Source organism: Aeromonas sp., assembly GCF_050252055.1.
GTDB lineage: Bacteria > Pseudomonadota > Gammaproteobacteria > Enterobacterales > Aeromonadaceae > Aeromonas > Aeromonas caviae.
Genome location: NZ_JBFWLQ010000006.1, coordinates 157,232 through 171,751, shown reverse-complemented (window position 1 = coordinate 171,751; position 14,520 = coordinate 157,232). Strand labels below are relative to the sequence as shown.

Sequence of the window (14,520 nt, the reverse complement as noted above, 5' to 3'; positions counted from 1 at the left end):
GACCTTCGGGCAGGACTCAGTCGTCATAGGGCAACGCCTCGGGGTCGCAATCCTGGTAATCGGGGGCAGGATCCGCCGCGAACCGGCGAGCAGCCACATGGCTGTGACCCAGCATCAGCGCCTTGCCCACCCGGTGCATGCCATCCATCACCCGGCCGGCGCTGTCCAGCAGGATGGGATAGGCGAGATCCGCCGCCATCATGAGCTGGCAATGCGCCACCACGCTGCGCACCGTGGGCGTGGCGTCGCCATGGCCGTACCAGTGGTTGCGGTCAAGCTCGGCAATCTCGCCGAGTGCCACTGCCTGCACCGGCAGGTTGCGGCTCAGCCGGATCAAGCGGCGCACATCCCAGGCCAGCAGCCCCTGTTCGCTGGCGCGAAAGTGGTACTGGGCGCGAACCGTCTGCCGCAGTGACGCCTCCAGCGCGTCCTCTTTCATGTCATCGCACATGGTCACCTCTGTCTCATCTTGCCAGACGCTGCAAAAAACAATGCCACCCGAGGGTGGCATTGGTCTTCAACCTGAAGGTCAGGCTGATTATGCGTAGACCGGGAAGCGGCGGCAGATGTCCAGCACCTTCTCGCGCACGGTCGCCAGCACTTCTTCGTTGTCGTGGCTGTCCAGCACGTCGCAGATCCAGTTGGCCAACTGGATGGACTCGGCTTCCTTGAAGCCGCGGCGGGTGATGGCCGGGGTGCCGATACGCACGCCGGAGGTCACGAACGGGGAACGCGGGTCGTTCGGTACGGAGTTCTTGTTGACGGTGATGTTGGCTTTGCCCAGTGCGGCGTCAGCATCTTTGCCGGTCAGCTCGCGACCGATCAGGTCAACCAGCATCAGATGGTTGTCGGTACCGCCGGAGACGATCTTGTAGCCGCGCTCGATAAAGGTCGCCGCCATGGCCTTGGCGTTCTTGACGACCTGGGCCTGGTAGGTCTTGAACTCGGGCTCCAGCGCTTCCTTGAAGGCTACGGCCTTGCCGGCGATGACGTGCATCAGCGGGCCGCCCTGACCACCCGGGAAGACGGCGGAGTTCAGCTTCTTGTACAGATCTTCGTCGTCGGCGGCGGAGAGGATCAGACCACCGCGCGGACCGGCCAGGGTCTTGTGAGTGGTGGAGGTGACCACGTGAGCATGGGGCACCGGGTTCGGGTAGACGCCGGCGGCAATCAGACCGGCCACGTGGGCCATGTCCACGAACAGGTAAGCACCGATCTTGTCGGCGATTTCGCGCATGCGGGCCCAGTCGACGATGCCGGAGTAGGCGGAGAAGCCGCCGATCATCATCTTCGGCTTGTGCTCAACGGCCAGGCGCTCCATCTCGTCGTAGTCGATCTTGCCGGACTCGTCGATGCCGTAGGGGATGATGTTGTACAGCTTGCCGGAGAAGTTGACGGGGGAGCCGTGGGTCAGGTGACCGCCGTGGGCCAGGTTCATGCCGAGCACGGTGTCGCCCGGTTGCAGCAGGGCCATGTAGACGGCGCTGTTGGCCTGAGAGCCGGAGTGCGGCTGCACGTTGGCGTAGGTGGCACCGAACAGCTCTTTGGCGCGCTCGATGGCCAGGGTTTCAACCACATCCACATACTCGCAACCGCCGTAGTAACGCTTGGCCGGGTAGCCTTCGGCGTACTTGTTGGTCAACTGGGAGCCCTGGGCTTCCATGACGCGGGGGCTGGTGTAGTTCTCGGACGCAATCAGCTCGATGTGCTCTTCCTGACGACGGGTCTCGTCTGTGATGGCCTGCCACAGCTCTGGATCATAGCCGGCGATGGTCATGTCACGTTTCAACATCCGTTTATCTCCTGAAAATCGTTTGCGCGATAGGTGAAGTGGGCCCGCGCATTGTAACGTGAGCTGGATCAAAGAGACAGTCCAACCACCCAAAAAATTGTTTATAAAATGTAAAATACGTCGCAAATTTCGAATCCCGCCCCCTGGCTTCGCTCATCCCCCCGGCCTCCCCACACCAGCAATCCGGCTCCAGCCATCGTCCCCGCTTCCCGGGCAAGGCGATGAAAACCAGAGCCAGATCATGGATATAGCATTTACTAACAGATAACATCTTTAGGCCATGGGACATCTGCACGAGCGGGTGTCGCTCCCTGCCATCCCGGAACACAAGGGGAAACGCCATGATGGATCATCTGATGCTGTTCGTGATTGTCGCGGTCTTCGCTCTCTTCTACTGGGTCTACTACACCGCCAGCCGCAAGGGTGCCTGCACCGCCAACTGGGAGACACTTCCCACCCGGGAGCAGTACCTGGCGGCCCATCCAGGCGCCGCCGACGGGGATCTCATTTTCTGCATCCATTGCGGTCATCATCAGCAGCGGGAGGTCGGCCTGGTGCACCAGATGGATTACCGCCGCCAGCACATCTGCCCCCGTTGCAAGCAGGTGCTCTATCGCGTCGAGGAGTAGGTCGGCCTCCTCGTCGCCCACGGCGATCCCGCGATAGCGCCCCCCTCTCCTGGCGCTATCCGGCCAAAAGGCCCCATGAGTTTCCTTTATTTTTAAAGTCGTTAGAATCGGGGGCCATCAAGGCTCCCGATTGTCATCCACGGAGGAAAAATGCAGGAATTCATGGCGACCAGCGAACGCCGGGCCGAGCTTTACTGGTGGTTTTCCACCCTGTTTGCTGCCGAACTCAGTGATGCACAGATCGCTGAATACGACACCTATGACGTGCGCAGCTTCTTGAAGAGCCTCTCCACCCTCGATCCCATGCGCGAAGCCGTGGCCGAGCTCAACGACGCCATCGCCCGCCTGCTGGTGCGCCCCGAGCGCCAGACGGCCCTGGCCGCCGACTTTGCAGGCCTGTTCCTGAGTGCTCCCGGGCAGGGTGCCCTGCCCTACGAATCCCTCTACCGGGGCGAAGGCAAGCAGCTGATGCAGGCCCCTATGACCGAGATGCAGGCACGCCTCGATCGCCTCGGCATCAACGTCAGCGACAAATACAATGAGCCTGCCGATCATCTGGCCATCGAGCTGGATCTGATGGGCAGCCTCATCATCCGCGCCGCCGAGTCGACCACCGCCGACCAGCGCGAGGCGTGGCTTGGCGAGCAGGAGTCCCTGCTGCACGGCCACCTGCTGGGCTGGTTCGAGCGCTTCGAGCAGGCCTGCCGGGCCGCCGACAAGTTTGGCTTCTACGGTGCCAGTGCCCGCCTGCTGGGGGTGTTCCTCAAGATGGACGCCAACTACCTCTCCCTGGTCAAACCGGCACCGTCCGCCGACTGAGCCCGGCATGAAGACAGCCCTGCTTCTTATCGCATGCTGGCTGCTGGCCCTGATCCCGCTGGATCAGGGTCTCACTCCCCTCGTGACGCTGCTGTTCAACCCGGACCGCGCGCTCTACGGCACCGCCCAGCTCACCGGCTTTGCCGGCATCCTGCTGACCCTCTACCTCGCCAATCTCGGGGTGGAAGTGGTGCTGCGTCGCCGTTTCCAGATAGCGGGCATGTTGGCCCTGCTCGCCGCCTGGGCAGATTTCATCAACAGCAGCGGCACCGAGAGCCACTGGCTGGTGCTCTACGCCATGGCGTTGCCGTTTCATCTGGTGGGCTGGCTGGTGTTCGTTCGCGGGATCCAGGCGTTTGGCCGCCAGAAAGGCTGACATCTCGTTGATTTCACACCCTTCTCACACTTTCTTTCTCTCCTGACACTTCCTGCCATACTGACACAGTCGTCCAAATGACAAAGCAATCAATTCAGGAGCCTCCATGGAAAAAGTGCTACCCGAATCGGTTCCGACACGGCATTTGTCAGGCCCGCTCTCTCCCCACGAGTTGCAACAGCTGTTCGCCCAGGCGCCCGTCGGGATTGGGGTCTTCGATCACGAATTCAGGTGTCGCGACGTCAACGGACGCTTTGCCGAACTGACCGGCCTCGCGCGGGCAGAGCACCCGGGCAAGACGCTGTTCGACATTGTCCCTGCCCAGACTCCCCAACTGCTCCCGCTGTTTCAGCAACTGCGGCAAGGTCCCCCCCGATGCACATTTGAGGTGGAAATGGTCGGTCTCTCCCGCGCGGCCTCCCCGGCACGCTGGCAAGTGAGCGTCAGCTCCGTGCTGGATGAGGACGGCTCCTTCAGCGGCATCTTCCTCGTGATGAGGGAATCCGCGCAGACAGGCTCCCACCTCGACGCCCCCGCGTCACCCGGCCTGCAGGAGATGACCCACCGCCATGCACTGCGTCTCTATCAGGCCGAAGCCCGCTTGCAGCACCTCTCCTATTACGATCCCCTCACCGATCTCGGCAATCGCCATCTGCTGCAAGAGCGCCTCACCCTGGAGATAGAGACGGCCAGGGTGAACCACCACGTCCTGGCGCTGCTGTTCATCGATCTCGACGGCTTCAAGCTCATCAACGACAACCTGGGGCACAGTGCCGGCGATCTGCTGCTCAAGCTGTCGGCAGACCGCATTCGCCACTGTCTGCGCCCCGGAGACATCGCCATCCGGCTGGGGGCAGACGAATTTCTGGTGTTGCTGCCCGCCATCAGGGACACCCAGGATCTGCTGGGTCTCATCGAGGGGTTGCAACGCAGGCTGCACGATCCCGCCGACATCGCCCAGGAGCGGGTGAGGCTCTCCGCCAGCATCGGCATCTCCCTCTATCCGGAGCATGGCCAGACCCCGGACAGCCTCATCAGCGCGGCGGACAACGCCATGCATGAAGCCAAGCGCCGTGGCCGCAACGGCTATCTGTTCCACTCCCCCGACATGACGGCACAGACCAGGGAGCGGATGCTGCTGGAGCAGGGACTGCTCAAGGCCATTGAGCAGCAACAGTTTCGCCTGCTCTACCAACCCATGACGGATCTGGCGGATGGTCATCTCAGCGGCCTGGAGGCCCTGATCCGCTGGCAGCATCCCAGCCTTGGCATGATATCCCCGGACCGTTTCATTCCGGTGGCAGAGGAGTGCGGTCTCATCGAACCGCTGGGAGAATGGGTGATGCGCACCGCCTGCCGGCAAGGGCAGCAGTGGCTGGCCGAAGGGCGCGCCGTGCCCAGGCTCTCGGTCAATGTGTCGGTCAGGGAGATGCGCTCCCACGACTACGTGGAGCGGGTGACAGCCATTCTGGCTGCGACCGGTTTTCCTGCCGAGCGGCTGGAGATCGAGGTGACCGAGAGCATCATCCAGAGCGTGGATCACAGTCTGCGGCTCTTCACCCGTCTCAAGGCGCTGGGGGTACAGATCGCCATCGACGACTTCGGCACCGGTTTCTCTTCCCTGAGCCTGCTCAGGAGCCTGCCCATCGATCGCATCAAGATAGACAGGGCCTTCGTCCAGGCGTTGCCCGACGACAAGCACAGCCGCGAGCTGTGCCGTACCATAGTCCAGCTGGCCAGCTCCCTCGGCATGGCCGTCACGGCGGAAGGGATAGAAACCCAGCCCCAGCGCCAGTTCCTGCAATCCCTGCGTTGCGAGGAGGGACAGGGCTACCTGTTCAGCCATCCCCTGCCAGAACTCCACCTGCCTTCCCTGCTCCCCGTCCGCCATTGATCCTTGGCCGCGCCACCACGAAAGCAAAGAAGGGAGCCCATGGCTCCCTTCTTTGTCCTCAACGTGTCCTCTCACCTGCTATCTTCGTCGCTATCCAAAAGTCTAATTGCCCTCGGGAACCAAAGGTATAAGTTGTTACTCAATCATTAAGAAAATGTATTCACAGGAGTGAGAGATGAGCGAGAGCAAGGTCTACCCGGTCAAGGCCCACATCGGCAACGGCGCCCTGCTGGACAAGGAAGGTTATGAAGCCATGTATCAGGCGTCGGTGCAGGATCCGGACGCCTTCTGGGGGGAGCAGGGCAAGATCCTCGACTGGATGACCCCCTACACCCGCGTCAAGAACACCTCCTACGATCCGGGCCACGTCTCCATCAAGTGGTATGAGGATGGCCTGCTCAACGTCTCGGCCAACTGCCTGGATCGCCATCTGAGCGAGCGCGGCGACAAGGTCGCCATCATCTGGGAAGGGGACAACCCGGCCGAAGATCGCAAGATCACCTATCGCGAACTGCACGCCGAAGTATGCAAGTTTGCCAACGTGCTCAAAGCCCAGGGGGTCAAGCGTGGCCACATGGTCTGCCTTTATATGCCCATGGTGCCGGAGGCGGCCATCGCCATGCTGGCCTGTACCCGCATCGGGGCCGTGCACAGCATCGTCTTCGGCGGCTTCTCGCCGGAGGCGCTCTCGGGCCGCATCATCGACTCCGGCGCCTCCGTCGTCATCACCGCCGATGAGGGGTTGCGAGGCGGTCGCCCCATCCCCCTCAAGAAGAACGTGGATGAGGCCCTTACCCACCCGGATACCAAGGTCAGCAAGGTGATCGTCCTCAAGCGCACCGGTGGCAACGTGGCCTGGCACGATCACAGAGACATCTGGTGGCATGACGCGGTCAACGCCGCCAGCCCGGATTGTCCGCCCGAAGCCATAGGCGCCGAAGATCCCCTGTTCGTGCTCTACACCTCCGGCTCCACCGGCAAACCCAAGGGTGTGCTGCACACCACGGGCGGCTATCTGGTCTATGCCGCCCTCACCTTCAAATACGTGTTCGACTACCACGAAGAGGACATCTACTGGTGTACCGCCGACGTGGGTTGGGTCACCGGTCACTCCTATCTGGTCTACGGGCCGCTGGCCAACGGCGCCACCACCGTCATGTTCGAAGGGGTGCCCAACTACCCGGCTACCAACCGCATGAGCCAGGTGGTGGACAAGCATCAGGTCACCATCCTCTATACCGCCCCCACCGCCATTCGCGCACTGATGGCCAAGGGCAAGGAGGCTGTCGAAGGCACTTCCCGCACCAGCCTGCGCATCATGGGGTCGGTGGGTGAACCCATCAACCCGGAAGCCTGGGAGTGGTACTACCGCACCATCGGCGACGAGCGCTGCCCCATCGTCGACACCTGGTGGCAGACCGAAACCGGCGGCATCCTCATCACTCCGCTGCCCGGCGTCACCGCGCTCAAGCCCGGCTCGGCCACCCGTCCCTTCTTCGGAGTACAGCCTGCTCTGGTGGACAACCTGGGTGAGCCGCTGGAGGGCGCCACCGAGGGCAACCTGGTGATCACCGACTCCTGGCCCGGCCAGATGCGTACCGTGTTCGGAGATCACGAGCGCTTCGAGCAGACCTACTTCTCCACCTTCCCGGGTCGCTACTTCACCGGCGACGGTGCCCGTCGCGACGAGGACGGCTACTACTGGATCACCGGCCGGGTGGATGATGTACTCAACGTCTCCGGCCACCGCATGGGCACCGCCGAAATCGAGTCCGCTCTGGTGGCCCATCCGAAGATCGCCGAAGCGGCGGTGGTGGGTGTTCCCCACGAGATCAAGGGACAGGGCATCTACGCCTATGTCACCCTGATCGCCGGAGAAGAGCCGAGCCGCGAGCTGCACAAGGAAGTGAAGGAGTGGGTGCGCAAGGAGATTGGCGCCATCGCGACCCCGGACGTGATCCACTGGGCCGAAGGGCTGCCCAAGACCCGATCCGGCAAGATCATGCGGCGTATCTTGCGCAAGATCGCCACCGGCGAAACCGACAGCCTGGGGGATATCTCCACCCTGGCGGATCCGGGGGTCGTAGACAAGCTGATCCGCGAGAAGTCGGAAGCGGCGTGAGTCTCTTCCCCACGTCAACAGAGCCGGCCACGTGCCGGCTTTGTTGTCTTCGGGATCCGGACAGGGCAGAGTTCGGTGGTAGGCAGGGCTTGCGGGCAAACCAGGCCAATAAATAGCCAGATGTAGAGATTAGACCAGTAAAATGCTGCTAATTTTCACGAAATCAATATAATTGCGAAATCTGTGTGTCAGGGCACACCGATTTGTGCAAAAATTGGCTAGATTTTTGGTAGTCCAAAGATAGCTGATAGATAGCAGCATAATCATCGAGGATGTACTCAATATGTCGCAACATCACCGAATCCTCCTGCTTAACGGCCCCAATCTGAATCTGCTGGGCAAGCGGGAACCGGGAATCTACGGCAGCAAGACGCTCGATGAGATCGTCGCCGATCTGACGCGCAGCGCCAGCGAACTCGGTGTCACCCTGGAACATCTGCAATCCAATGCCGAGCACGAGCTGATCGGCCGCATCCATCAGGCCATGGGCCAGGTGGATTTCATCATCATCAATCCCGCCGCCTTCACCCATACCAGCGTTGCCCTGCGCGATGCCCTGCTGGGTGTGGCCATCCCCTTTATCGAGGTTCACCTGTCAAACGTTCATGCCAGGGAGCCCTTCCGTCATCACTCCTATCTGTCTGATGTCGCCAAGGGGGTGATCTGCGGGTTGGGTGCCGATGGTTACCAATTCGCTTTAACCGCGGCCGTGCATCAGTTGCGCGCGGCTTGATAATCACTGATCAGATAAAGAAGAAAGAGAATGCTAATGGATATCCGCAAAATCAAGAAGCTGATTGAACTGGTTGAAGAGTCCGGCATCGCCGAGCTGGAAATCTCCGAAGGGGAAGAGTCCGTTCGCATCAGCCGTAATTTCTCCGGCCAGGTTAGCGTTGCCCCGCAGATGATCATGCCCCAGGCCGCAGCTCAGGTTGCCGCACCGGTTGCCGCTGCTCCGGCAGCAGCCGCTGCGCCTGCTGCCGATGCCGCCCCGAGCGGTCATCTGATGCGCTCCCCCATGGTGGGCTCCTTCTACCGCTCCTCCAGCCCGGAAGCCAAGCCGTTCGTGGAAGTCGGTCAGCACGTCAATGTCGGCGACACCCTGTGCATCGTCGAAGCCATGAAAATGATGAACCAAATCGAGTCTGACAAGGCCGGCGTGATCAAAGCGATCCTGGTTGAAAATGGTCAGGCCGTCGAGTTTGACGAGCCGCTGTTCATCATCGAATAAGGGAAAATGCCACCCATGTTGGACAAAGTAGTCATCGCCAACCGCGGTGAAATTGCCCTGCGGATCCTGCGCGCCTGCAAAGAGCTCGGGATCAAGACAGTGGCCGTTCACTCCACTGCCGATCGGGAGCTCAAGCATGTGCTCCTGGCGGACGAAACCATCTGCATCGGCAAACCTGCCAGCGGTGAGTCCTACCTCAATGTGCCGGCCATCATCGCCGCCGCCGAGGTGACCGGTGCCGTCGCCATCCACCCGGGCTACGGCTTCCTCTCCGAGAATGCCGACTTCGCCGAAGTGGTCGAGAAATCCGGCTTCATCTTCATCGGTCCGCGCGCCGAGACCATTCGCCTGATGGGTGACAAGGTCTCCGCCATCGAGGCGATGAAGAAGGCGGGCGTGCCCTGCGTACCCGGCTCCGACGGCCCGGTGGACAACGATGCCAAGCGCAACGCCGCCATCGCCAAGCGGATCGGGTATCCGGTGATCATCAAGGCCGCCGGTGGCGGTGGTGGTCGCGGCATGCGCGTGGTGCGCAACGAGGCCGAACTGGCCTCCGCCATCGCGCTGACCAAATCCGAAGCGGGCCAGTTCTTCAAGAACGACATGGTCTACATGGAGAAGTACCTGGAGAATCCGCGCCACATCGAGATCCAGGTACTGGCTGACGGTCAGGGTACCGCCCTCTATCTGGGTGAGCGGGACTGCTCCATGCAGCGCCGTCACCAGAAGGTCGTGGAAGAGGCGCCGGCCCCCGGCATCACCGACGAGATGCGCAAGTTCATCGGTGAGCGCTGTGTGCGCGCCTGTCTCGAGATCGGCTACCGCGGTGCGGGTACCTTCGAGTTCCTGTACGAGAACGGCGAGTTCTATTTCATCGAGATGAACACCCGTATCCAGGTGGAGCATCCGGTCACCGAGATGGTCACCGGCGTCGACCTCATCAAGGAGCAGCTGCGCATTGCCGCCGGTCAGCCCCTGTCGATCACCCAGCAGGACATCCGCATCCGTGGCCACGCCATCGAGTGCCGGATCAATGCCGAAGATCCGGCCACCTTCCTGCCCTCTCCCGGTCTCATCCAACGCTTCCACGCGCCGGGCGGCCTGGGCGTGCGCTGGGAATCCCACATCTATGCGGGTTACAAAGTCCCCCCCTACTACGACTCCATGATCGGCAAGCTGATCTGCTACGGGGAGAACCGCGACGTGGCCATCGCCCGCATGCGCCACTCCCTCGACGAGCTGGTGGTGGAAGGGATCAAGACCAACATCGCCCTGCAAAAAGAGATCATGAAGGACGAAAACTTCCAGCACGGTGGCACTAACATCCACTACCTGCACAAGAAGTTGGGTCTGTAATGGCTTGAGGCCCGACCCATTGAGCACGGTGGCAGCACAGAACAGCCACCACCTGCACAAGAAGTCGGGTCTGCAAAGACCCCTTTCATCGGGATATTGCGCGATCCACCCGGATCGCCAACGTAAAAAAGGGCCATGGCGACATGGCCCTTTTTTGTTATTCTTGCGCCCCGCTCACTCGTCGGAGGCCACAGTGAACCGTTTCGCACTCGCCCGTCGGGAAGCAGCCTTCTGCCTGCTGCTGACCCTGCTCTACTTTGTCGCCTGGTATGGCTCGGCGTATTTCATCCCCGAGGATCTCGAGCTGTGGGACCTGCCCCTCTGGTTCCTGCTCAGTTGCATCCTGATGCCGCTGCTGTTCATCGGCCTCTGCGCCCTCATGGTGGATCGCCTGTTCGTCGATATTCCCCTGGATAGCGAGGTACCACCCCATGAATCTTGAGCTGATGCTGCCGCTCTGCATCTACCTGGTGCTGGTACTGGGGGTCGGTTTCTGGGCCAGTCGCCACCGGACCGGCGGCAACTTCATGCAGGAGTACTTCATCGGCAACCGCAGCATGGGGGGGCTGGTGCTCGCCATGACCCTGGTGGCCACTTATACCTCTGCATCGTCCTTCATCGGCGGGCCGGGTGCCGCCTACAAGGTCGGCCTCGGCTGGGTGCTACTGGCGATGATCCAGCTGCCCACCGTCTGGCTCACCCTGGGGGTGCTTGGCAAGAAGTTCGCCATCATCGCCCGCCGGGTCAACGCGGTGACCATCAACGACATGCTGTGGGCCCGCTACCAGAGCAGGGCAGTGGTCGTGCTGGGCTCGGTCACCATCATCCTCGCCTTCATCGCCACCATGGTGGTGCAGTTCATCGGCGGCGCCCGTCTGCTGGAAACGGCGACCGGCCTCAGCTATCAGCAGGGGCTCTTCCTGTTTGCCAGTTGCGTGCTGCTCTACACGGTGATCGGCGGCTTTCGCGCCGTGGTGATGACGGATGCCCTGCAGGGCATCGTCATGCTCATCGGCACTGGCGCCCTGCTGGCGGGCATCCTCATCGCCGGTGACGGGTTGCCGAATCTTGTCCACCAGCTCAAGGAGATAGATCCCAAGCTGGTGAGCCCCCAGGGGGCCGGCGACATGCTGACCCAGCCCTTCATGCTGAGCTTCTGGGTGCTGGTCTGCATCGGGGTGGTGGGCTTGCCCCACTCGGCGCTGCGCTGCTTTGGCTACCGGGACAGCAAGGCGCTGCACCGGGGCATCCTCATCGGCACCATCGTCTGCGCCCTGCTGATGTTCGGCATGCACCTGGCCGGGGCGCTGGGCCGCGCCATCCTGCCCGGCATGGACAGCCCGGACAAGATCATGCCCTCCCTGATGATGGAGGTGCTCCCCCCCTGGCTGGCCGGGGTCTTCCTGGCCGCCCCCATGGCGGCCATCATGTCCACCATCGACTCCCAGCTGATCCAGGCCTCCGCCACCCTGGTGAAAGATCTCTACCTCAATTACCTCAACCCCAGGCAGGAAAAGCTGGAGGTCCGGGTGCCACGCCTCTCCCTGCTCTGCACCCTGATCCTGGGTACCCTGGTGCTGCTGGCGGCGCTCCAGCCCCCCGAGATGATCATCTGGCTCAACCTGCTCGCCTTCGGCGGCCTGCAGGCGGTCTTCCTCTGGCCCCTGGTGCTCGGCCTCTACTGGTCCAGGGCCAACGGCCCGGGAGCCCTGGCCAGCATGGTCTGCGGCATCCTCTGTTACGGTACCTTGAGCCAGTGGGGGATCAAGGTGGCCGGTCTGCATGCCATCGTCCCGAGCCTGGCCCTTGGCCTGGCGGCCTTTGTCCTGGTCAGCCTGCTCACTCCTGCCCCGGATCAGCGTGTCCGTCGATTGTTTGATCAAAATTAAGAAAAGGATCAATAAAGGAAGGCTCGCCTATTCCCAAATGGGGGCTCACGGGTAAAATGTGCGCCACGTCACAAATACCGTGCCCCCATGCCAGTCCAGAACGCCAGAAAGATCCTGACCCAGTCCCTGCAGCGCCTCGGCTATGCCCTGTTGCTGCCCGTCTCCATCCTGCCCCTGGCCGCCCTGCTCCACCGGCTCGGCCAACCGGACGTGCTGGATCTCGCCGTGCTCTCCCTCGCCGGTCGAGCCCTCTTCAGCCAGATGCCGCTCATCTATGCGGTGGCCATCGCCTTCGGGTTGAGTCGCCAGGGGCAAGGAGCCCAGGCGCTCGCCGGTGCGGTCAACTTCCTGCTGCTGAGCTCGGCGCTGGGCACCCTGGTGCCCGGGCTGCATGCGGACATGATCTGCGGCCTGCTGGCCGGGCTCGTCACCGCCATGGTCTGCTCCCGGGCCCGCACTCTGCGGCTGCCGGGCTGGTTGCGCCCCCTGCAGGAAGATCTGCCGGGCATGTTGCTCTCGGCGCTGGCCTGCCTGCTGCTGGTGCTCCCCCTCTCCATCCTCTGGCCGCTGCTGGAACAGGGGCTCACCCTGCTCGCCTCCGATCTGCTCACCACGCCATTTGGCGCCTTCTGCTATGGCGTGCTGAACCGGCTGCTGATCCCCCTCGGCCTGCACCAGGTGCTGGGCAGCCTCATCGGGCTCGGGGAGAGCAACCTGCAAGCCCTCTCGACCGCCCAGCCGCTGCATGAAGGCTATGTGGCCGGGCTCTATCCGGTCATCATGTTCGGCCTGCCCGGTGCCTGTTTTGCCATCTGGATCCATCGCCAGCGGATGCAACAACTGCCCCAGGGAGGGCTGCTGCTCACCCTGGCGCTCACCTCGGCACTGGTGGGCATCACGGAGCCCATCGAGTTCCTGTTTGCCTTCACCGCTCCCTGGCTGTTTCTGGCCCATGCCCTGCTGACCGGGCTGTCGCTGGCCATCTGCAGCGGGCTCGACATACAGGTGGGCAGCTACTTTTCTGCCGGATTGCTGGACCTGGTGCTGAGCTACCACGCCGGTCTGCACAGCTTCTGGCTCATCCCCCTGGGCATCCTCTTCTTCGTCGTCTATGCCCTGCTCTTCTCCCGGCTGCTGGAACACGCTCCCCTCAGTCTGCCGGGCAAGCCCATCGCCGAGGATCTCTCCCGGCTCGCGACCGTGGCCCCCACCGATCCCCAGATGCTGGCTATCCAGTACCTCAAGATGCTGGGGGGCATGGACAACCTGCAGGCCATGAGCGTCTGCCTGACCCGCCTCAGCCTGCGAGTTCGCGACATGGCCCTGGTGGATCAATCCTGCCTGGCCAGACTGGGCTGCCTCTCCTGGGTCGTGCTGAACGAACATCAGCTGGTGCTGGTGCTCGGCCCCCATGCCGGCCTCATCGAAGGGCAGATCCGCATGCTGGCGGAACGCCAGTCGGTCCCGCTCGGTCTCGAACCGGCTCAGGCTCCCCTTAGCCAGCACCAGTGATCAGGCAAAGGGAAGACGCTCGGCCACGAAGTCCATCAGGCTGCGAAGGGCGGGGGCCAGGTGTTCCCGGCTCGGGTAGATGAGATAGAAGGGGTTCACCGGAACCAGGAGATCCGGCAGCACCTTGAGCAGTCGCCCCGCCGCCAGATCGTCGCCGCAGACATGGGCCGGCAGCAGGGCAATCCCCCCGTCATGGAGTGCCAGCTCCCGCAGCGCCAACAGGCTGTTGCTCTGGCAGGCCCCGCGAGGGCGCCAGCCCCCCTCCTGCAATGGCCACACCGGCAAGGAGCCATGTACCAGGCAGGCGTGTCCGGCCAGCTCCGAGAGTTGGAGCGGCGTCCCGTTGGCCGCCAGGTAACCGGGAGATGCCACCAGATGGCGCGCCACCTGGCCGATGCGCCGGCAGATGAGGCTGGAATCTTTCAGCGGCGCTGCCCGCAGCGCCAGATCGTAACCTTCCCCCACCAGATCCAGCTGTTCATCGCAAAGGGTCAGCTCCAGCACCACCTCGGGATAGAGGGCGCGAAATTCGGCCAGTATCCGGCCAAGCAGCAAGGTTCCCGTGGCTTCGGGAGCAGTGATCCGCACCCGCCCTCCAGGAGCCGCGCGCAACCGCGCCATCGCCAGATTGGCGCTGCGCGCCAGTGCCAGCAGCTCCTGACAATGGGCCACATAGACCTCCCCCTGGGGCGTCAGGCTGAGCCTGCGGGTGGTGCGTTGCAGCAACCTCACCCCGAGCCGGGATTCGAGGCGCGAGATCTTCTGGCTCACCGAGGACTTGGGCATGCCGAGCACCTCGGCCGCCCCGGTGAAGCTCCCCTGCTCCACCACGGTGGCGAACAACCCCATCAACTCCAGTTCGACATTGTTCATATATTCAAACAGTCTTTACCAATTACC

Annotated in this window: 14 protein-coding genes; 11 read left to right on the top strand and 3 right to left on the bottom strand. The window is 62.6% G+C overall.

Going from position 1 to position 14,520, the window contains the following annotated elements; translation table 11 throughout:
• Window positions 1–16 precede the first annotated feature (16 nt).
• Together AB7E19_RS12675 and glyA are read right to left on the bottom strand one after the other, a co-directional pair.
• On the bottom strand, window positions 17–451 hold the full coding sequence (locus AB7E19_RS12675; RefSeq protein ID WP_322130973.1) for a hypothetical protein: 435 nt from the start codon (window positions 449–451) through the stop codon (window positions 17–19).
• 87 nt (window positions 452–538) lie between these two features.
• A complete protein-coding gene (glyA, locus tag AB7E19_RS12670; protein ID WP_010675397.1) occupies window positions 539–1,792 on the bottom strand; it encodes a serine hydroxymethyltransferase in 1,254 nt (417 codons plus the stop codon).
• A gap of 341 nt (window positions 1,793–2,133) precedes the next feature.
• Between glyA and AB7E19_RS12665 the strand changes: the two genes are divergently transcribed.
• From AB7E19_RS12665 to AB7E19_RS12615, 11 genes are all read left to right on the top strand, one after another.
• A complete protein-coding gene (locus tag AB7E19_RS12665) occupies window positions 2,134–2,421 on the top strand; it encodes a hypothetical protein (RefSeq protein ID WP_010675399.1) in 288 nt (95 codons plus the stop codon).
• Between the two features lie 150 nt (window positions 2,422–2,571).
• Window positions 2,572–3,240 carry a molecular chaperone TorD gene (gene torD / locus AB7E19_RS12660; protein ID WP_104452429.1) on the top strand — a complete coding sequence of 223 codons (669 nt, stop codon included), beginning with the start codon at window positions 2,572–2,574 and terminating at the stop codon, window positions 3,238–3,240.
• A gap of 7 nt (window positions 3,241–3,247) precedes the next feature.
• The gene (locus AB7E19_RS12655; RefSeq protein WP_042014461.1) at window positions 3,248–3,616 is read left to right on the top strand and encodes a hypothetical protein; all 369 of its coding nucleotides are present in this window, start codon (window positions 3,248–3,250) and stop codon (window positions 3,614–3,616) included.
• A 106-nt stretch (window positions 3,617–3,722) separates the two neighbouring features.
• The gene (locus AB7E19_RS12650; RefSeq protein WP_322130956.1) at window positions 3,723–5,510 is read left to right on the top strand and encodes a sensor domain-containing protein; all 1,788 of its coding nucleotides are present in this window, start codon (window positions 3,723–3,725) and stop codon (window positions 5,508–5,510) included.
• A 175-nt stretch (window positions 5,511–5,685) separates the two neighbouring features.
• On the top strand, window positions 5,686–7,632 hold the full coding sequence (acs, locus tag AB7E19_RS12645; protein ID WP_427935496.1) for an acetate--CoA ligase: 1,947 nt from the start codon (window positions 5,686–5,688) through the stop codon (window positions 7,630–7,632).
• Window positions 7,633–7,915: 283 nt separating this feature from the next.
• Window positions 7,916–8,365: a type II 3-dehydroquinate dehydratase gene (gene aroQ / locus AB7E19_RS12640; protein WP_039040307.1), complete on the top strand. Its 450-nt coding sequence runs from the start codon at window positions 7,916–7,918 to the stop codon at window positions 8,363–8,365.
• A gap of 36 nt (window positions 8,366–8,401) precedes the next feature.
• Entirely contained in the window at window positions 8,402–8,863 is a 462-nt protein-coding gene (gene accB, locus AB7E19_RS12635) for an acetyl-CoA carboxylase biotin carboxyl carrier protein (RefSeq protein WP_010675405.1), read from the top strand.
• 15 nt (window positions 8,864–8,878) lie between these two features.
• On the top strand, window positions 8,879–10,219 hold the full coding sequence (gene accC / locus AB7E19_RS12630; protein WP_010675406.1) for an acetyl-CoA carboxylase biotin carboxylase subunit: 1,341 nt from the start codon (window positions 8,879–8,881) through the stop codon (window positions 10,217–10,219).
• A gap of 193 nt (window positions 10,220–10,412) precedes the next feature.
• Complete coding sequence (locus AB7E19_RS12625) at window positions 10,413–10,661, top strand: YhdT family protein (RefSeq protein ID WP_039040309.1); 249 nt, start codon at window positions 10,413–10,415, stop codon at window positions 10,659–10,661.
• Window positions 10,651–12,108 carry a sodium/pantothenate symporter gene (gene panF / locus AB7E19_RS12620; protein WP_042014456.1) on the top strand — a complete coding sequence of 486 codons (1,458 nt, stop codon included), beginning with the start codon at window positions 10,651–10,653 and terminating at the stop codon, window positions 12,106–12,108. Before AB7E19_RS12625 ends, panF begins: the two co-directional genes overlap by 11 nt.
• 87 nt (window positions 12,109–12,195) lie before the next feature.
• Window positions 12,196–13,620, top strand: a complete 1,425-nt coding sequence (locus tag AB7E19_RS12615) for a PTS transporter subunit EIIC (RefSeq protein ID WP_045525770.1) — start codon at window positions 12,196–12,198, stop codon at window positions 13,618–13,620.
• Here the strand turns inward: AB7E19_RS12615 and AB7E19_RS12610 are convergent, their stop codons facing one another.
• Window positions 13,621–14,493: a LysR family transcriptional regulator gene (locus AB7E19_RS12610; RefSeq protein ID WP_042014452.1), complete on the bottom strand. Its 873-nt coding sequence runs from the start codon at window positions 14,491–14,493 to the stop codon at window positions 13,621–13,623.
• Window positions 14,494–14,520 lie beyond the last annotated feature (27 nt).